This window comes from Pantoea sp. 18059, from assembly GCF_902706165.1.
GTDB lineage: Bacteria > Pseudomonadota > Gammaproteobacteria > Enterobacterales > Enterobacteriaceae > Pantoea > Pantoea agglomerans.
Map to the genome: position 1 here is coordinate 98,280 of NZ_CACSJS010000008.1, position 18,159 is coordinate 116,438.

Genomic DNA, 18,159 nt, shown 5'->3' on the forward strand with positions numbered 1-18,159 from the left:
CGCGGCGCCTGCTCCCTGTTGAGCGCGTGGCTGTCGATGGCAGAATAGCGGCCAGTGCCGCCATTCTGCCAGTTATCAGCGCTTCTCCTGAAACGCCTGCCAGGTCAGCAACTGCAGACTGGCAGAAAAGTAGTTCTGATCCGCAGCCAGCTTATCGCTCAGATAGCCGGTTTCATTCAGCGTCAGGTCACGTACCGCCAGCAGTCCGCCCTCAAGATGGTAAGGTGCTGGGGCATTCGCCAGCACGTCGAACCAGGCGGGTGTCAGCATGCGGCTGTAACCCTGCCAGACGCGCTGAAACGGCACCAGTGCCAGACTGTGCGGGTCATACCACCAGATGTTCAGCGGCACGCGAATCGCATCGTAACTGAAGCGGTTCGAGTAGCCGACGGCCGGGGCAACCGAACCGTCGGCATTCAGTGCGACCCAGTCCATTGGCAGCCCGGTTTTGCCAAAGCTCAGCTTACCCAGCAGATCAAAGCCATCGTTAATCAGCTTATCCCAGACCTGAAGATGGCTGTGTTCACCAAACTCGCGCCACGCCTGAAACAGGAAGTAAGAGGGATTGAGCACCACATAACTGACTTTGTTAAAGCCCTGCGCACCCGGCAACATCACGGTGTGGCCGCCAAAGCTCGTGACATCCAGCCTGATAATGGCGCGCTGAATACGGTCAGATTCCTGCTGGTAGCTCTCCACCTGCCATTTCTGTGCAGCACGCTGTAGTGCCCAGGCCAGCAACACATCGCCATCCGCGGCGTTATTCTTGTCGGCGACCGGGTTGTCACTGCCCGGCACGTAGCGCCAGTAAAAAAGCTCGGTCTGCGGATTACGCAGCTGGCTGCGCGTCCACTGCCACAGCCGATCGAAGGTGGCGCGATCGTCGTTGGCCACCGCCAGCAACATGCCATAACCCTGGCCTTCGGTATGACTGACGTTGTTATTGGCGGTGTCAGTGATCCGCCCTTCTGAGGTCACAAAGCGACTTTTAAAAGTCTCCCAGCCGCTGGCACTCGCCTGCGCGCTGCAGGCCAGCAGTAAAACAGAGCAGAGCCAGACCCGCCAGAGTGGATTACGTTTCATTTCCGATCCTATTGATATCGATAGTGCAGCGTGCTGCCATCGTTGAGTTCAAGCGTAACCGGCACAATGCTGCTGCCGCCCTGGCCCTGCAACCAGCCCGAAAAAAGTCCGGCCATCACCGCACCAAACGCCGCCTGCCAGTCAGCCGGAGAGTGGATGTTGTCGCCTGCCGGTAAGGCGTGACAGGCAATCAGCAGCGCCTTCTCTTCCGGCTGAAGCTGCACAAAGCCCCAGTTAAACCGCGCCAGTTGCAGATTGCACTCGCGCTCCAGATCCTGCACGGTACGCGACTCTGGCAAAGGATAGCGGGTCGCCAGCGATTCCCCCATCTTATAGAGAAAGGCTTCCGCCTCCTGCTGACCGGCGTTGGCGATCATCCCGTCAATCAGCACGCTGACCAGGTCAAACCAGCCCGGCTGATACGGATGCGATACCCCCGAATGCTCACTCATTACTTCTCTCCGAACAGGTAACGGACATAGAGCTGTGCGCTGCTTTCGTTGTAGTCACCAAAGGTGTCATAACCCAGCTGGCCGCCAATCGTCACATCTTTATTGAGTTTGTAGTCCGCCCCGGCGTGCAGGTTGTAGCCGATGCCGTTTTTACTGCCGCCGGAGTAGTAAGCGTCTTTCACGCTGCCGCTGGCGGCAAGGGATTCCAGCTCTGACTGCAGGCTGGCATCCGACGGGAAGTACGCGCTCTTATCCTGACTGTAGGTCTGATAACCGGCTGCACCGCCAATATTGACTTTTAAATCGTCAAACTTGCGTGAGAACTCTATCGGGAAGGAGACCGACGCGTAGTTCTGCGGGCTGAAGTAGCCGCCCTGACCGTAGCTGAAATAGCTGAGGTTTTTCGAGAAGTCCATCCACGACAGGCTCATGCCCACTTTCAGCTCGCGATCGTCAGTGTGGAACGGACGAACGTAGGCACCGGCAGTTGCCTGCAGGTTGTTGTTGCTGGCGACATTCTCGCCAAGATAGCTGTACGCGCCCGCACCAGCATAGAAGCCGGCATCGCCATTGTCGTAGCTTAACAGGGCGTTAGCGCCGTTCTTCGTGACGCGTCCCCAGCGTTTGCCACTGGTTTTATCTTCTGCGCCGACGTAAGAGAGCAGGCTGTCGGTAATCGCGCGGCGCTCACCGGTCAGGATCAGCGTCAGGAAGTCGGTGAGTTTCGGTGACCACTGTACGCCCCCGACCAGAGTACTGAGATCCTGGCCCAGCGGCGTACTGCCGATATCCACTTTATAGCTGTCGCCCTTCAGCGCCAGATTCAGCTCCACGCCCGAAGCGGTTTGCGAATCGGTGGTGGCGTTCGGCAGGTCATTCACCGTTGCACCGCCTGCAGCCACCACCCTGCCCTGACTCAGCGCATTGGTGCCGAAACGGCGCCAGGCATCGGCTGCGCCACTGCCCGCCGTAAGTGAGACCGGCGTGGCGGTAAAGTCGAGGCGCGCCGTTTCAAACGGCACGGTAGAGAAGGTCAGCGGCGCTTTGGCTTCCGTCAGCTTGCTCAGGCCCGACTCGCCATCACGCCCGCGCACCTGCACCATGCCCTGACTCCAGCTGCCGGTTTTTTCCTGCAGCGAATCTATCATGGTGTCGACGTCGTGCAGAATCTGTGACTGTTGAGCAACGGTTTCGCTGCCCGCGGCCGGTTCGCCCTGCGTTGTCACGCCAGCGGCAACGCCCGCCGGTGCCGCCTGCCACGGCAGCACGGTGCCGTAGCTGGATGGTGAACGTCCCACCGGCGAAGTATCACGGTTGATAAACGGATTATCCGCCAGCGCCAGTCCGCCCACGGTCGGCACGCTGCCAGGCTGCGCGCCCTGCAGGCCAATCAGCTGACCGCGCGCTGAACGCAGATAAGCCATCGCCTGAGAATGCTCGCCATTGGCTTCCGCGACCCGCGCCAGCAGCAGCAGACGATCCGGTGTCTGAGTCGTACTGTTAAGGCCGCGACTCAGCTCATTAGCGCGCTGCACATTGTTCTGCGCCAGCGCGACGTTGATGGCCCCGACGCGCGCATCCTGCGTCGGCGTATCCTGGGTCATCAGGTAGTCATAGACCACGCCCGCATCCCGGTTCATCTTGCCGTCCTGGTAGAGACGGGCCATCGCGAACATCAGATCGCGGTTCTGCGGATCCTGCTGCAGTGCACCAATCAGCTTGTCATACGCCACCGCGTACTGACGCTGCTGCCGCAGACGATCCACTTCGTTAATCAGATAGCCATTGCGAATACCGGCCAGTTGCGTTGGTGTACTGCGCGCCTGCAGTTCCGGGTTGCTGAGGAAGCGCTGCGCCTCACTGCCGAGGCCCGCCTGATTCAGTACCGTCATCTGCGCGGCATAATCGCCCGCATTGCCCTGCACGCCACGCTGCAGGTTAGTCCGCACCACCGAAACGGCGCTGGTGAGATCGCCCGCCTGCGCCAGCTTCTGCGCCAGGTTTCCGGCATCAACCGGGTTGGTGGGTGGATTAACCGTGAGCGCCTTCAGGGTATTGGCGGCGGCAGCCGTCGCGCCCTGCGCCAGATACTGGTCGGCCGTGCTCATCTGCAGATTGAAATTAACCCGCTGCGCCAGTTCACGCATCGCCGCCGTCTTAGCGTTAGCGGGAATGCGCGACAGCAACGTGCTGGCCTGCTGCCAGCCGCCGCTTTCGCTGGCGTTAAGCGCACCGGCATACAGTTCGCTGGTGCTGGCCCCGTTGCGCATCACCGGCTGCATCACGTTAGCCGCCAGCAGCGTGTCGCCCTGCTGACGATAGAGCCGGGCTAAATCGAGCCGCAGCCAGCCATCCGTAGGATAGCGCTGAATGCCCTGCTGCAGCGTCGCGATGGCAGCGGCGTTGTTACCGGCTGCAAGCTGACGCTTCGCCTGCTGACGCAGTGCGTCGGCTTCATTGGCGCGTGGCGTGACGCTCTGGCGCACGCTGTCCGGCAGTGCCCCCAGCAGCGTGTTAGCTTCGGTGCCCCGATTCTGCTGACGCAGAACGTAGAACAGCCCCTCTTTGGCGCTGCGGTTATCCGCATCGCTTTGCAGAATAGTGCGATAGAGTTGCTCCGCCTGCTGCGGCTGATTGGTGCGGCGCAGCACGTCGGCGCGGAACAGTCTGGCGGCCAGCCCTTTTTCGCCGTCAGCCTGCACCAGCGGTTCGCTTAATGTCAGCGCCTGCGCCGTATCTCCGCTTTTCAGTGCCTGCTGGGCGCTGGCCAGCTGTGCATAAAAACGCGCATCGTCAGCCTGCTGCTGACGCGATGAACCCTGATCGCCGCCGAGCTGAGCAGACCGCTGCAGATAATCCGCCGCTTCCTGATAACGTCCGGCTCGCTGGGCCACATAGCCCATGCCCGCTAACGCATCGGCATCCTGCGGATTGGCGCCCAGTACTTTTTCAAAGCTGGACTGCGCACCGCCGACGTCACCGCTGTTCAGCGCGCTGAATCCGGCCCCTTTTTCTGCGCCGCCGACGTTTTTACGGTAGTAGTCGATGACGGCGGAGTCCTGCGGATGACGCTGCTGCCAGGTCTGATAGAGCGCCGCATCTGACGGCTGCGGACCGAGCCACAGCAGCGCCTGACGCAGCGAGCGGTCGGCATCCTGATTACCGCTCGCCAGCGAACTCAGCACCTCAATGCCTTCGCGACGGGTCGGTTCCTGATAGGTCAGCGCTTTACCCAGCGCCAGCCGCGCGCCGGTGTCCTGCGGATGCTGAGCCGCAAACTGGCGCAGTGCCTCAACCGCCTGCGGCAGCAGCGTACGGTCGCCCGCCATAGTGAGATAATATTCTGCCGCGACGCTGGGTGGTGGCGCATTGCCGCTGAAGGTGTTGCGCCAGGTCTGTAACGCCGCCGGAATATTGCCGCTGCGCGCCTGCTGACGCGCCAGCGCAAGCTGCGCCTGCGGAATGGTCTGCATCTGGCGCGCGTTATCCAGCTCGCCAAGATGCGGATCGTTGGGGGAGACCTGACTCAGACGGGCGCGATACTGCGCCGCCGCCGCAGTGTCGCCCCCCTGCTGTGAATAGAGCGCCAGCAGGTAGAGCGCCTGAGTGTTGTTGGGTTCAACCATCAGCACCTTTTGCAGTGAGGCTGTCGCCAGGTCGTCATGCGCTTTCTGATGCCAGTAAGAGGCCTGATCGAACAGCGCCTGCAACGCCGGGTTGGCGCTTTCCGCCGCCAGCAGCGGCTGTGACAGGGCCAGCGCACTGCCCAGCAGCAACGCCTTACGGATACCGGCACTTAACAGATTTTTTTTCATTATTATTATCCTTACTTCCTGCCGGAATCACGGTCCTGCTTTGGGTTCAGACGTCGCCAGGCGTGACGCTTCAGCATCACCCAGGCCGCACTGCCCACCAGCGCAGAGAGCAGCATCGCCGCCACTGCCAGCAGCACCGAGTGCTGGTTGGCATACCACACCACCATCATGTACCAGGGCAACTCACCGCTGGGGAACTGCGCGCCGACGCGGAAACTGCGGATACCGTTTTCATCGGTAATAATCGCGGTATCGCCACGAATGCCGGCGTTAATCTGCGCTGAACTCAAATCGTTATGCAGTCGCAACAGCTGATCGTCGCTGGTTGCCACCGTCATCACCACCAGCCGATCGCGGTTCCATGGCGATCGGTAGCTGAGGAAGCCTCGCCACGCTTCGTTGGAGGAGAAGTAACGATCGGCATCCAGCTGCTGACGGCTCCAGTCACCGGTCAGCCAGCCGCGTAATTTTTCCAGCGTGTCAGGCTCTTTCACCCCAAAAGTGCTGCTGGTGGCGTCATAAGGGGAAGCCGCCAGCATCGCCTGATTAAAGGCGCTGTTGCCGGTGGTGCTCACCGCCAGCAGATCGCTCTGCTGTATGCGCGCCAGATGGGTTCCGCCAGTCGGCAGGCCAAACAGTACCTGATTCTGTGTCAGCGCCAGACCGGTGGCTTTACCAGCCCGCGCCGCCAGATCCAGCAGCGTTGACAGTTCAGCATCGCTGGGCGTTTCCGGCAGCAGCAGCGTGGTCTGGCTGAAATCGGCCAGACGTGAGAACGGGAAAGAGGCACCCACAAAGTAAGAGAGGTTCGGCAGCATGCTGAAGTGACGGGTATGGCTCAGATCGATCCATGAATCCTCTTCAATCCGGCTCTTGATGTTGTTGTTCAGTAACACACCGCAGGGCGCATCAGCCCGCGGTTTGATATTGAAGTAGAGCGCCAGCTGGTTATCGCCATAGATCAGGTAGGGTTCGAGATTAAGCTGATACTGCTCCTGACGCGCATCACCGCCCAGACGGTGCCAGGCGTTCTCCAGCAGGCCGACTTTGTTCACCGTCAGATTGCGCAGGAAAGTGCCGTTGAGCATGACGTTAAGGAAGGAATTATCCTCATCGATCCAGCTTTCGGACGGGAAGCGATAGTGCAGATTGACCGGCACTGTGTCGCCATCCCACAGGAACAAATCAGGCGCGGCGCGGAAGTTAACACGCAGCGCATCATGCCAGATGCCGCTACTGGTCAGACTCTGATCTTTACGCAGCAGTTCGCTCAGTCGTACCGGACGGTCAGTGTTAATCCAGCGCGGGGCATCGTAAGGTTTGCGGTTTGCAATAGTCTGTGCGGGGACCTGCAGATGACTCTCATCCGTCGTCAGTGGCTGCGTCGTCAGACGGTTCGCCGCCTGACGCAACTGCTCCTCATTGTTGCCACTGACCAGCAGCAATTTGTAAACCGGATTATTGGGATTATCCACCACCTGCAACATCGGACCGTTACTGGCCGGGAAAGTCAGGGTGCCGATCCGGTCACCAGGATGACCAAACAGGATGCCGTTGTGTTCCGGCAGTTCGCCGCGCACCACCGGGAAACGGATGCCGCGATAATCACTCTGAATGCCAAGCCAGGATGTCACCAGTGCCGCCGCGCTGACAGCATCGGCTGAAACATGACTGGCAAAGCCCACCGTCACGGTGGACGCCGTCATCCGCTGAGGATCCAGGAAGGGGCGCGGGAAATTACGCAGGCTGGTGCCGATATTGAGCTTCTGACCCTCAAGGTGCAGCGAGGTGTTCGGCAGAATGGTGACCTGATACTGCTGTGCGCTCTCTCTTTCACACAGCAACTTGTCCGCATCATTGATTTTAAAACTCAGATTGTTCGCCGACACCACCATCGCCGCCGGAATATCCAGCTCATAGTCGCTGACATCACTGTCCGTCGCACCCAGCGGCAGCGTGCCGAGCGGCTGACCATTCAGCATCAGTTGCAGCGACGTATTGCGTGCCGCCAGCGCAGCTGAGACGCGCAGCGTCAGATTAAGTCGCGCATTGGTGATGACTTCATCGCCGGGCAGGGTAAAGGTGATGCCCGACTGAAGCTGGCCGCCGGTCAGCGTGATGCCGCGCGACTGGCCCATCTGGGCCACTGAAATAACACTACTGATTGGCTGATTGATGGCAGCCGCGATCGGCGGCTGCGCTTCTGCAACCGGTGCAGCTACCTGACCTGGCGCGTAGGGCAGCGCACTGGCGGCCGCTGCCAGCGCGGGATCGGCACTGCTCAGGCCCTGCGGCAGGGGCACCGCGGACAGCGCGCTGCTGTCCTGGGTTACCGCGCCGGTGGCGGCCATCGGCGCGGTGGTCTGGGCAGAAGCCGCCGCCTCACCGGTCGATGACGCGGTCTGAGGCGTTGAGGTCGCGTCACCGGTCACTGAAGATGGCTGAGTTTGTGATGTCGCCTCGCTACCTGGGGCGTAAGAGGCGTTCACCGGGGGTGCCATGGCATTGGGTGATGCACTCTGTGGCGCCGATGCCGGTGCAGATTCTGCGGACGGTGTCGCAGATGGCGCATTTGCCGCAGGTGACACTGACGGCATTGCAGACTCTCCACCGCTGACCGGGGCGGCTACCTGGTCTGAACCAGCCGTCTGGGTGGAACCATTATTTATGGGTGCCACAGATGCCGCATCGCTGGCCGGAGCCTGATTTGTCGCGGGTGCACTGACGGTGGCATCGCTGGCCGGAGCCTGATTTGTCGCGGGTGCACTGACGGTGGCATCGGCAGGCTGCATGCTGGAAGCAGCATCAGACGGCATCGGAGCCGGACTGTTTACCGGCGCACTGGCAGGCTGCGTGGTGGAAGCAGCATCAGGCGGCGTCGGGGCTGAACTGTTTACCGGCGCAGCACTGCTGTTATCAGTAGCAACCGGCGTTTCCGCGCCAGCGGGCGTCAGCCATAACGCTGCGGTCAGTGAACTGGCCAGCAGAGTTTGCGTCAGGATCTTCATGCCGCCCCATCCTCTTTCGCCGCCGCGGCAACCGGGTCGACATTTTTACGTTTATCGTGGCGGCCTTTCCAGGTCAGCCAGAACAGCTCAAAGACGGTACGGATAATAGTGCCTAGCGAAATCAGCGGGTTGTCCTGCTTATACTCCGGCTGAATCCAGGCATCAGCACGAGCCAGCACCACACGGACCAGTTCGCGACGACGCGCCAGCGGCATCGCCTCAAAGCGCAGACGGATGCTCTCATCATCGCCGGAAATCTGACTGACCGGGATAGTGATCGCGCCGGATTTCAGCAGCAGATCAATCTCTTCAATCTCATCAGTTTCATGACGTCCATCAGGTGCATCAAGCTGCGCGCCGCCCATCGAAAGGTTGCTGGTCTGGGTGCGCGATGAAATGCCGCTGGCGTAATGAATAATCGCCGGGATTTGCACTTCAACACGGATGGTTTTACGCACCTGCTTGGTTTCGCGCGCCACGGCAATTGCCGCCATCAGAATGATCAGGCTGAAGATCGCCCAGCCGACGTTGAGCGCGATTACGTAAGGATCGACGCCAAAATAGTCATGCATCACGGCGCGCACCACGCCGGCTACAATGCCAATGCCCAGCAGCAGCGCCACAATCACATGCGGACGCACGATGTGGAAATCGAAGAAGCCCTGATCCAGCACGCCGCCTTTATCGGTCACGTTAAACTTGCCATGTTTTGGCGACAACAGGGTCAGAATGGTCGGGATCACCAGATGGAAGCACATCACCGTCTCATAAATCTCACCCCAGAAGGTGTAACGGAAACGGCCATTCATCCGTGAGTTAACGTAGAGCGACATCACCAGATGGGGCAGCACATAGGCAAAGATCAGCGACGCCGATGAGTGAATAATATTCAGGTTAAACAGCAGGTAAGCCAGCGGTGCGGTCAGGAAGGCAACGCGTGGCAGGCCAAACTGGAAATGCAGCATGGCGTTGAGATAGCAAAGACGCTGCTGCCACTTCAGGCCACGGCCAAACAGCGGATTATCGACGCGGAAAATCTGCGTCATGCCACGCGCCCAGCGGGTACGCTGAATGATATGCAGGCCCAGACGTTCTGTTGCCAGACCGGCAGCCAGCGGGATCGACAAAAAGGCTGAGCCCCAGCCCAGTCGCTGCATTTTCAGGGCGGTGTGTGCATCTTCGGTCACGGTTTCAACGGCAAAACCGCCAATCTCTTCCAGCGCTGAACGACGGATAACCGCACAGGAGCCACAGAAGAAAGTGGCATTCCAGTTATCGTTACCCTGCTGCACCGGGCCATAAAACAGCGAGCCTTCGTTTGGAATGCTGCGTGCGGCGCGCAGGTTACGCTCAAAGGGATCGGGAGAATAGAAGTAGTGCGGCGTCTGTAGCAGCGCCAGCTTTGGATCTTTCAGGAACGGTCCGACCGTCGCCTGCAGGAAGGTGCGCGTCGCCACGTGGTCGCAGTCGAAGATGCAAATCAGCTCACCTTTGGTGATTTTCATCGCATGGTTGAGGTTCCCGGCTTTGGCATGTTTGTTGTCGTCACGGGTGATATAACCCACGCCGACATCCGCCGCAAAGCGGGCAAACTCGCTGCGCTTGCCATCATCCAGCAGATAGACCCTGATTTTGTCACGCGGGTAGTCGATACACTGCGCCGCGAGTACGGTGTCGCGCACCACATCAAGACTTTCATTGTAGGAAGGCACATAAATATCGACCGTCGGCCACAGGCTGGTGTCGTCCGGTAAGGGTTCGATGGTGCGTTTTAATGGCCAGGTGGTTTGCAGGAAGCCAAGAATTAAGATCAGCCAGACGTACAGCTCCGCCAGATATAAGCCAATGCCTAAGATAGCTTCAACTTCGGAATTAAAGTGCAGCGTCTCGGTGGTCCGCCACCAGATATAGCGGCTGGACATCAGCGCAGAGAGAACCACCATCACCACCGTTATTTTGCGGCTCTTGCTGAAACCCAATAAAAACATCATGCCGATGCTGATCAGACCAAAAATATACTGTTTCTGGCTGTCCATTGGCGTAATGATGATCACCGCCGCAACGGGTGCAAGCACCAGCAGCAGCAGCAGGTAAAACCCGATTTTACTCATGATTCACCCTGAGAAGAGCTGTGTAAGTCAGTCGCCTGGCGGAAGCCGACTAAAAGTGGTTTGTGCGGATGGGAGCCTGAACTTCGCCATTACCCACGGTGATATTCAGAATGCTGCTGACCCTTTTCGCGATCAGTTCAATATCAAATGCCGCTGCGGAGGCGGGACTGAAATCGTAAACAGACTGCTGCGAAGCATTGGCTTCACCCACACTTTCATCACGGTGAACCACGCCCAGTAAATTATCGCCCAGGCGCTGCTGCATAAACGCGGTGACATCGCGATTGATATTCCGGCGGTTGTCACACTGGTTAAGGATGAAATAGTGACCCTGCTTATTATTGAGAGGCTTACCGATCATCCGGTTCTCTTCAATCTGCGGTAATAACGATACTGATGCGGTATCGGCTAACATCACTACTAAATGCATATCGGCCAGCGCCGTCATTGCTTTAAGGGCGGGGCCCGGGCCCGGCGGGAAATCAGCCACGATCACCAGACCGGGATAATTGAGCACCGTATCCAGACCGCGCTTAATAAAGTGGGGATCTTTCATCAGGTTCTCTTCGAACCGTTCGCGCTGCGGCTCCGTGACGTCGCCATAGGGCAGCACAAAGATATTGCCGCCAGTGGTAAGAATCGACTGGCTCCAGTCCGCCTGCTCTTCTGAGCGCGCCACAAATCCGCGGCCATCATGAAGCGGCACGCCAAAGTGAAGACGCAGTGCATTCTGCACATCAAAATCAATCGCCAGAACTTTGCTACCGGAACGCGCCAGACTCCAGGCCAGATTCGCCGCCAGCGTGGTTTTCCCCACGCCCCCCTTCGGCGAGCACACACAAACTAATGGCATAGCGCAATCTTCTCCAGTAACGGTTTGAGTAAGGTTTCTTTCGGCAGATTAATCTCGCGCGAGCGGAACAGCGCACCAAATCGTCCTGGCTCAGAATGGGTGGCGGTGGGTGCGACGACGGGCTGAAGCTCCGCCACGGTGGCAGGCCGGACCGGCTCAGCACGCAGCGTGGTCGCAGGCTCAGCCACGGCCACTTTTTGCAGTGGCGGCGGTGGCGGAAAGAGTGATGAAGGACCGCGTTCAGTCGTGCTGGTTGCTGGCAGGTTACTGCCTGACAGGCTATCGAGAATCGAGGTGCGGGCTGCAATTGCCGGTTGCGCAGTGAGTGCGGCATGTCGTGCCGGAGCCCCAGGCGGTGGAGCCGTAAACTCATCACCACGCAGCGGCTGAGGTTGCGGCAGGTCAATACGCTCGCCGCCGCCAAACGGTGTCTGATGTTCTTCTTTCGCCAGCTGGCGAATCAATGCCCATTTACTGTGTTCCGCCGCTTCCTGCGTCTGGCCAGACATATCTTTAAAGTCGATGTCGAGCGTTTGCGTTTTCTCTTTAAAACGCTGCAAATCATCGTAATTATTCTTCATTGGCCATGGCCTGCAACAAGGTGGGAATTTTCCTGGAATATAACACATCCCTTTAATATCAGTCAGAAAAACCTGATTACAAAAAAAGCAATTTCAATCAAATTGTTTAATCATAAAGATTCAATAGTGGCGGAAGAAAGCCTTTTCTGAGTCATTGCCGCTGATAATTAATAAGTAATACTTAAGTTAAATTCATTAGCACTGTTTTAATAATTTTTCTGAAAATACCGCTCTTACAACCTCTGGCACTGCCAGGCTGACTCCTGTAAACAGCCTTTCAAAGAGCGTTCAGGCTGCCGCAGGCGCAAAAAAATCGCATTTCTGCCATAAGTGATTGAGGCTATTTATCTTTTTTCACTGCAAATATCGCCAGAAGGAAAACAGGTTAAGACTGATAACGGAAAAAGAGGAGGAATAACCAGAAAGTGCTCGCTGACCTGCCAGCAGTGCGGCTTGCAGCTGAGTTGAGATAAAAAAAGGCTCCAGAAAGGAGCCTTCGGCTGGGGGCCAGGTGATTGCTCAACTGACTTTCTCTGCCGCACCCACTGGCTGATTTTCATCCTGATCAACCGCGAAGCAGGCAATCTCCTGTCCGCCATAGTTTTTCAGCTTCGGCTGCAACTGCACGCAGGTGCCAAAACGTCGGTGGCAGCGTGCATTAAAGGCGCAGCCCGGCGGCGGATTAAGCGGGCTGGGCAGTTCGCCGGTCAGCTTAATGCGCTCACGACGGTCGTCAGGATTCAGACGCGGCGTCGCTGACAGCAAAGCCTGGGTATAAGGATGGCGCGGGTTGGCAAAAATCGCCTCTTTGCTGCCCTTCTCTACGCACCGGCCGAGATACATCACCATCACCTCATCGGCAATGTGTTCCACCACCGACAAATCGTGCGAGATAAAGACATAAGAGAGCCCCATATCCTGCTGCAGATCCATCATCAGGTTAAGCACCTGGGCACGCACCGACACGTCGAGCGCCGAAACCGGCTCATCGGCAATCAGTACGTCCGGATCGAGCATCAGCCCACGCGCGATGGCGATACGCTGACGCTGCCCGCCTGAGAACATGTGCGGGTAGCGGTCGTAGTGCTCGGTTTTCAGACCGACTTTTGCCATCATCTCCAGCGTTTTCTCGCGGCGTTCCGCTCTGGTCAGTTGGGTATTAATCACCAGCGGCTCTTCCAGAATCTGGCTTACTTTTTTGCGCGGATTGAGTGAGCCGTACGGGTTCTGGAACACGATCTGGATTTTCTGGCGACGCAACTTTTGCGCCTGGGGATCATGTTTCAGCAGATCCTGACCGTGCCAGTAAAGCTGCCCTTCGGTCGGGGTTTCAATCATCGTCAGCAGGCGGCCCAGCGTGGATTTACCACAGCCTGACTCGCCTACCACCGCCAGCGTTTTGCCGCGTTCCAGATTAAAAGAGACGCCATCCAGCGCTTTGACCAGACGCTCCTGACCAAACAGCCCCTTCTTCACCGGGTAGTGCTTCTTCAGATCAATCGCCTGCAGCAGGAACTGATCTTTCGTGGTTTCATGACTCATAAGTTGGTCTCCCGGCATCGTCCAGCGGATAGTGACACTTGGACTGGCGTCCTGGAATGGTGCGCAGTTCAGGTTCTTCCTGACGACAAAGGTCAGTCGCATAGGGGCAGCGTGGATTAAGCAGACAGCCAATCGGGCGGTCATACTTGCCCGGAACCACGCCAGGCAGCGAGGCCAGGCGTGCTTTATCGGCCGCAAACTCCGGCAGCGCACGCAGCAGCGCCTGCGTATAAGGATGGCGCGGCGCCTTAAAGATATCGGTCGCTTTCCCGCTCTCCACCACCTGACCGGCATACATCACGATAATGTGGTGCGCCGCTTCTGCCACTAACGCCAGATCGTGAGTAATCAGGATCAGCGCCATGTTCTCCTGCCGCTGCAACTCCAGCAGCAGTTCGATGATCTGCGCCTGAATGGTCACGTCGAGCGCCGTGGTCGGCTCATCGGCGATTAACAGCTTAGGCCGACAGGCGATCGCCATGGCAATCATCACACGCTGGCTCATGCCGCCCGACAGCTGGTGCGGATAGACATCGAGCCGTGACGCAGGATCGGGAATACCAACCTGATTCAGCAGGTCGATCGCCCGCTGACGCCGGGTGCGTTTATTACCGCCCTGATGCACCTTGATCGCTTCCATGATCTGGAAACCTACGGTGTAGCAGGGATTCATGCTGGTCATTGGGTCCTGAAAAATCATCGCCACTTCGGCACCCACCAGCTGGCGGCGCTCACGTTCGGAGATGTTCTGCAGGTCGCGCTGGTTGAACTCCAGCTTCTCAGCCATCACCTTGCCGGGGAAATCGATCAGCCCCATGATCGCCAGGGAACTCACCGATTTACCGGAGCCGGACTCGCCCACGATACCCACGACCTGGCCCTGCTCAACCTGATAACTGATGCGGTCAACCGCGCGGAACGGTGCTTTATCGTCGCCGAAATGCACCGATAGTTTGTCTACATTTAATAACGCCATCTCGGTGCCTCTTTACTGCTTGAGTTTCGGGTCGAGTGCATCACGCAAACCATCGCCCATCAGGTTAAATGCCAGCACGGTAAGCAGAATGACCAATCCAGGGAAGGTCACTACCCACCAGGCACTTTGCGCATACTGCAGGACGTCGGAGAGCATCGTGCCCCACTCCGGCGTTGGCGGTTGCGCACCCATACCGAGAAAGCCCAGCGCCGCCATATCGAGAATGGCGTTGGAGAAACCTAATGAAGCCTGCACGATCAGCGGTGCAAGGCAGTTAGGCAGAATATTCACAAACATCTGGCGCAGCATACCGGCACCGGCCACGCCGGAGGCGGTCACATAGTCGCGGTTCACTTCCACCAGCACCGCCGCGCGGGTCAGACGGATATAGTGCGGCAGCGCCACAAAGGTCAGCGCGATGGAGGCGTTAACGATTGAGGGGCCAAAGATGGCGACCAGCACCAGCGCCAGCAGCAGGCTGGGCAGCGCCAGCATGATATCGACCACACGCATGATGATGGCATCGACCACGCCGCCGAGATAACCGGCCAGCAGGCCAAATATCACGCCAAAAATCAGTGACAGCACCACCACCAGACAGCCAACCAGCAGCGACAGGCGCGCGCCGTACATCAGACGCGACAGCACATCGCGGCCTACATCGTCGGTGCCCAGAATGTAGCTCCAGCTGCCGCCTTCCTGCCAGACCGGCGGATGCAGCAGCGCATCGCGGAACTGCTCAGCAGGGGCATGCGGGGCCAGCACATCGGCAAAAATGGCGCACAGCAACACAATGATGATGTAGACCAGGCCCACAACGGCGCCCTTGTTACGTTTAAAGTAGTGCCAGAATTCCTGAAACGGGGTCATCGGCTTGGGTGCAACGGTAACGCTGCCGGGATCAACAACAGACATGATGCCCCCTTATTTCTTATGACGTATGCGCGGGTTAACCACGCCATACAGCAGATCAACCAGCAGGTTGACCACAATAATCAGTACTGCTGTCAGCAGCACCCCGCCCTGCACCACCGGATAGTCACGGCGCTGCAACGCTTCAATCAGCCAGCGACCCAGGCCCGGCCACGAGAAGATGGTTTCGGTCAGAATCGCCCCGGCCAGCAAGGTGCCGACCTGCAGGCCGATCACCGTAACCACCGGCAGCATGGCGTTTCGCAGCGCATGCACTACGATCACGCGCATCCGCGTCAGGCCTTTGGCACGCGCAGTACGGATGTAATCTTCACCCAGCACTTCGAGCATCGCCGATCGCGTCATTCGCACAATCACCGCCAGCGGAATGGTGCCGAGCACGATGGCAGGCAGAATCATGTGCATCACCGCATCGTGGAAATCGCCCGGCTCACCCCAGAAGAAGGTATCGATCAGCATAAAGCCGGTCAGCGGCATGGTGTCATCCAGGAAAACGGTGTCGCCGACCCGCCCGGAAACCGGCGTCAGGTTGAGCTGTACCGAGACCAGCATGATCAGCATGATGCCCCACCAGAAGATCGGCATGGAGTAGCCGGTCAGTGAGATCCCCACGGCGGTGTGATCGAAAATCGACCCCCGCTTCACGGCGGCCATGACCCCAACCGGGATACCAATGGCCACGGCAAATATCATGGCGCAGAAGCCGAGTTCCAGCGTCGCTTTGAAGCGCGGAACAAACTCATCCCAGACCGGGATGCGGCTCTTGAGTGAAATGCCCAGGTCGCCATGTAATACGCCGTTAATGTAGTTCAGGTACTGTTTCCACAGCGGCTGATCCAGACCTAACAGCGCCATTAACTGTGCATGGCGTTCAGGAGAAATACCGCGTTCGCCCGCCATGATCAGTACCGGATCGCCGGGGATCATGTGAACAAATGCGAAGGTGAGTAATGTAATACCGATAAACGTTGGGATGACAAGGCCCAGACGTCGGAGTATGAACTGCAGCATAATCCGGGTTCTCTCTTGTCCGCGCGACCGTCGCCGCGAGGGTAGTTATTGCTTACATCTGACGATCGGGTAGGCCCGACCGCGACGCAGACAGGCTGCGCCTCTACCGTTTCCAGTAAAACAGGGAGATAAAGCCGGGGCGACGCGCAGCCACCCCGGAAAAGGCGACAATTATTCTTTAATGTCTACCTGAGCAAAGTAGTGTCCGCCCAGCGGATCGACTTTGTACCCGGAGACTTTCTTGCTGACCGGTTCGTATACCGTTGAGTGCGCGATCATCAGCGCCGGTGCCTGGTCATGCATCACAACCTGTGCCTGCTTGTAGTACTCGATGCGCTTCGCCTGATCGGCGGTGGCGCGAGCTGGCTGAATCTGATCCTCAAAGGATTTATCACACCAGCGCGAGTAGTTAGAGCCATCTTTTGCCGCTGAACAGCTGAACAGGGTGGCCAGGAAGTTATCCGGATCCCCATTGTCGCCGGTCCAGCCCATCATGACGGTCTGGTGCTCGCCTGCTTTGGCGCGCTTCAGATATTCGCCCCACTCGTAGGTGACGATTTTGGCTTTGACGCCAATCTTCGCCCAGTCGCTCTGGATCATCTCAGCCATGCGGCGCGCATTCGGGTTGTAAGGACGCTGAACCGGCATTGCCCACAGGTCGATTGAGAAGCCGTCTGCCATGCCCGCTTCTTTCAGCAGCGCTTTGGCTTTCTCAGGATCGTAGGCGTAGTCTTTTACGTCGTCGTTATAGCCCCACATCGTTGGTGGGATCAGGTTTTTAGCAGGCTGACCTGCACCCTGATAAACGGCTTCGATAATCGCCTTTTTGTTGACTGCCATGGTCAGTGCCTGACGCACTTTCAGGTTATCCAGCGGTTTTTTCTCAACGTTGTACGACAGATAGCCGACGTTCAGGCCAGCCTGCTCATACAGGTTGATGTTTTTGTCCTGCTTCATACGCGCGATGTCAGCCGGGTTTGGATAGGGCATGACCTGACATTCGCCCTTCTGCAGCTTGGCGTAACGCACTGAAGCATCCGGCGTAATGGAGAAAACTAAGCGATCGATTTTCGGCTTGGTGCCCCAGTAATCCGGGTTAGCTTTGTAAAGGATGCGCGAATCTTTCTGGTACTGCAGCAGCTGGAACGGACCGGTACCGACCGGATTCAGGTCGACGTTTTGCGGGGTGCCCGCTTTCAGCATGTTGTCAGCGTACTCTTTCGACAGAATCGAGGCGAAGTCCATGCCGAGGTCTGCAAGGAACGGCGATTCAGGACGCGTCAGCACAAAGCGCACGGTGTTCTCGTCCACTTTTTCAATTTTGCTGATCAGCTTCGGCATGTCCATGCCTTCGAAATATTCGTAGCTGCCGCCGGAGACGCCGTGATAGGCGTTGTTTTTATCCAGCTGGCGCTCAAAGGTGAACACCACATCATCCGCATTGAAGTCGCGCGTCGGTTTGAAATCTTTGGTGGTCTGCCACTTCACGCCTTTGCGCAGGTGGAAGGTGTAAGTTTTACCGTCTTCACTGACATCCCACTTCTCTGCCAGCGCAGCGTGCAGTTCGGTGGTGCCGATAGTGAACTCAACCAGTCGGTTGTAGATCTGACGTGAGCTGGCATCGTAGGTGGTGCCCGAGGTGAACAACTGCGGGTTAAAGCCTTCCGGAGAACCTTCAGAACAGTAAACCAGGGTTTTTGCCTGAACACCGGCGGCGACAGTCATAGCAATCAGGCTCAGACCGACCTTCAGCATCCCGGATTTAGCCAGGGAGTTGATCATGCTTTTGCTCCA

Annotated in this window: 12 protein-coding genes; all 12 read right to left on the bottom strand. The window is 58.0% G+C overall.

What is annotated here, in order from left to right:
- Window positions 1-75: 75 nt before the first annotated feature.
- Entirely contained in the window at window positions 76-1,083 is a 1,008-nt protein-coding gene (locus tag GVJ63_RS18755; RefSeq protein WP_031590334.1) for a glycosyl hydrolase family 8, read from the bottom strand.
- Window positions 1,084-1,091: 8 nt separating this feature from the next.
- Window positions 1,092-1,535: a cellulose biosynthesis protein BcsD gene (gene bcsD, locus GVJ63_RS18760; RefSeq protein WP_033767602.1), complete on the bottom strand. Its 444-nt coding sequence runs from the start codon at window positions 1,533-1,535 to the stop codon at window positions 1,092-1,094.
- Window positions 1,535-5,350, bottom strand: a complete 3,816-nt coding sequence (locus GVJ63_RS18765; protein WP_159227220.1) for a cellulose biosynthesis protein BcsC — start codon at window positions 5,348-5,350, stop codon at window positions 1,535-1,537. The genes bcsD and GVJ63_RS18765 overlap by 1 nt, the downstream gene beginning before the upstream one ends.
- A gap of 11 nt (window positions 5,351-5,361) precedes the next feature.
- Window positions 5,362-8,358 (bottom strand): cellulose biosynthesis cyclic di-GMP-binding regulatory protein BcsB, encoded by a 2,997-nt coding sequence (bcsB, locus tag GVJ63_RS18770; protein WP_159227221.1) that lies wholly within the window; start codon window positions 8,356-8,358, stop codon window positions 5,362-5,364.
- Window positions 8,355-10,469: a UDP-forming cellulose synthase catalytic subunit gene (gene bcsA / locus GVJ63_RS18775; RefSeq protein WP_159227222.1), complete on the bottom strand. Its 2,115-nt coding sequence runs from the start codon at window positions 10,467-10,469 to the stop codon at window positions 8,355-8,357. The genes bcsB and bcsA overlap by 4 nt, the downstream gene beginning before the upstream one ends.
- Before the next feature lie 49 nt (window positions 10,470-10,518).
- The gene (bcsQ, locus tag GVJ63_RS18780; RefSeq protein ID WP_010671647.1) at window positions 10,519-11,322 is read right to left on the bottom strand and encodes a cellulose biosynthesis protein BcsQ; all 804 of its coding nucleotides are present in this window, start codon (window positions 11,320-11,322) and stop codon (window positions 10,519-10,521) included.
- Window positions 11,313-11,903, bottom strand: a complete 591-nt coding sequence (bcsO, locus tag GVJ63_RS18785) for a cellulose biosynthesis protein BcsO (RefSeq protein WP_159227223.1) — start codon at window positions 11,901-11,903, stop codon at window positions 11,313-11,315. The genes bcsQ and bcsO overlap by 10 nt, the downstream gene beginning before the upstream one ends.
- Window positions 11,904-12,422: 519 nt before the next feature.
- Window positions 12,423-13,445, bottom strand: coding sequence for a dipeptide ABC transporter ATP-binding subunit DppF (dppF, locus tag GVJ63_RS18790; protein WP_158149689.1), 1,023 nt, complete (start codon window positions 13,443-13,445; stop codon window positions 12,423-12,425).
- Window positions 13,435-14,421 (bottom strand): dipeptide ABC transporter ATP-binding protein, encoded by a 987-nt coding sequence (gene dppD, locus GVJ63_RS18795; protein WP_159227224.1) that lies wholly within the window; start codon window positions 14,419-14,421, stop codon window positions 13,435-13,437. The genes dppF and dppD overlap by 11 nt, the downstream gene beginning before the upstream one ends.
- 12 nt (window positions 14,422-14,433) lie before the next feature.
- Window positions 14,434-15,336: a dipeptide ABC transporter permease DppC gene (gene dppC / locus GVJ63_RS18800; RefSeq protein ID WP_010671643.1), complete on the bottom strand. Its 903-nt coding sequence runs from the start codon at window positions 15,334-15,336 to the stop codon at window positions 14,434-14,436.
- 9 nt (window positions 15,337-15,345) lie between these two features.
- Window positions 15,346-16,365 (bottom strand): dipeptide ABC transporter permease DppB, encoded by a 1,020-nt coding sequence (gene dppB, locus GVJ63_RS18805; RefSeq protein WP_022624833.1) that lies wholly within the window; start codon window positions 16,363-16,365, stop codon window positions 15,346-15,348.
- Between the two features lie 171 nt (window positions 16,366-16,536).
- Window positions 16,537-18,147 (bottom strand): dipeptide ABC transporter periplasmic-binding protein DppA, encoded by a 1,611-nt coding sequence (dppA, locus tag GVJ63_RS18810; protein WP_031590340.1) that lies wholly within the window; start codon window positions 18,145-18,147, stop codon window positions 16,537-16,539.
- Window positions 18,148-18,159: the final 12 nt, after the last annotated feature.

Bases quoted from the DNA above. Each gene is read 5' to 3' on its own strand.
- bcsQ (WP_010671647.1), bottom strand. From the start codon at position 11,322: ATGCCATTAGTTTGTGTGTGCTCGCCGAAGGGGGGCGTGGGGAAAACC.
- dppC (WP_010671643.1), bottom strand. From the start codon at position 15,336: ATGTCTGTTGTTGATCCCGGCAGCGTTACCGTTGCACCCAAGCCGATG.
- GVJ63_RS18765 (WP_159227220.1), bottom strand. From the start codon at position 5,350: ATGAAAAAAAATCTGTTAAGTGCCGGTATCCGTAAGGCGTTGCTGCTG.
- GVJ63_RS18755 (WP_031590334.1), bottom strand. From the start codon at position 1,083: ATGAAACGTAATCCACTCTGGCGGGTCTGGCTCTGCTCTGTTTTACTG.
- dppB (WP_022624833.1), bottom strand. From the start codon at position 16,365: ATGCTGCAGTTCATACTCCGACGTCTGGGCCTTGTCATCCCAACGTTT.
- dppD (WP_159227224.1), bottom strand. From the start codon at position 14,421: ATGGCGTTATTAAATGTAGACAAACTATCGGTGCATTTCGGCGACGAT.
- bcsO (WP_159227223.1), bottom strand. From the start codon at position 11,903: ATGAAGAATAATTACGATGATTTGCAGCGTTTTAAAGAGAAAACGCAA.
- bcsA (WP_159227222.1), bottom strand. From the start codon at position 10,469: ATGAGTAAAATCGGGTTTTACCTGCTGCTGCTGCTGGTGCTTGCACCC.
- dppF (WP_158149689.1), bottom strand. From the start codon at position 13,445: ATGAGTCATGAAACCACGAAAGATCAGTTCCTGCTGCAGGCGATTGAT.
- bcsD (WP_033767602.1), bottom strand. From the start codon at position 1,535: ATGAGTGAGCATTCGGGGGTATCGCATCCGTATCAGCCGGGCTGGTTT.
- bcsB (WP_159227221.1), bottom strand. From the start codon at position 8,358: ATGAAGATCCTGACGCAAACTCTGCTGGCCAGTTCACTGACCGCAGCG.
- dppA (WP_031590340.1), bottom strand. From the start codon at position 18,147: ATGATCAACTCCCTGGCTAAATCCGGGATGCTGAAGGTCGGTCTGAGC.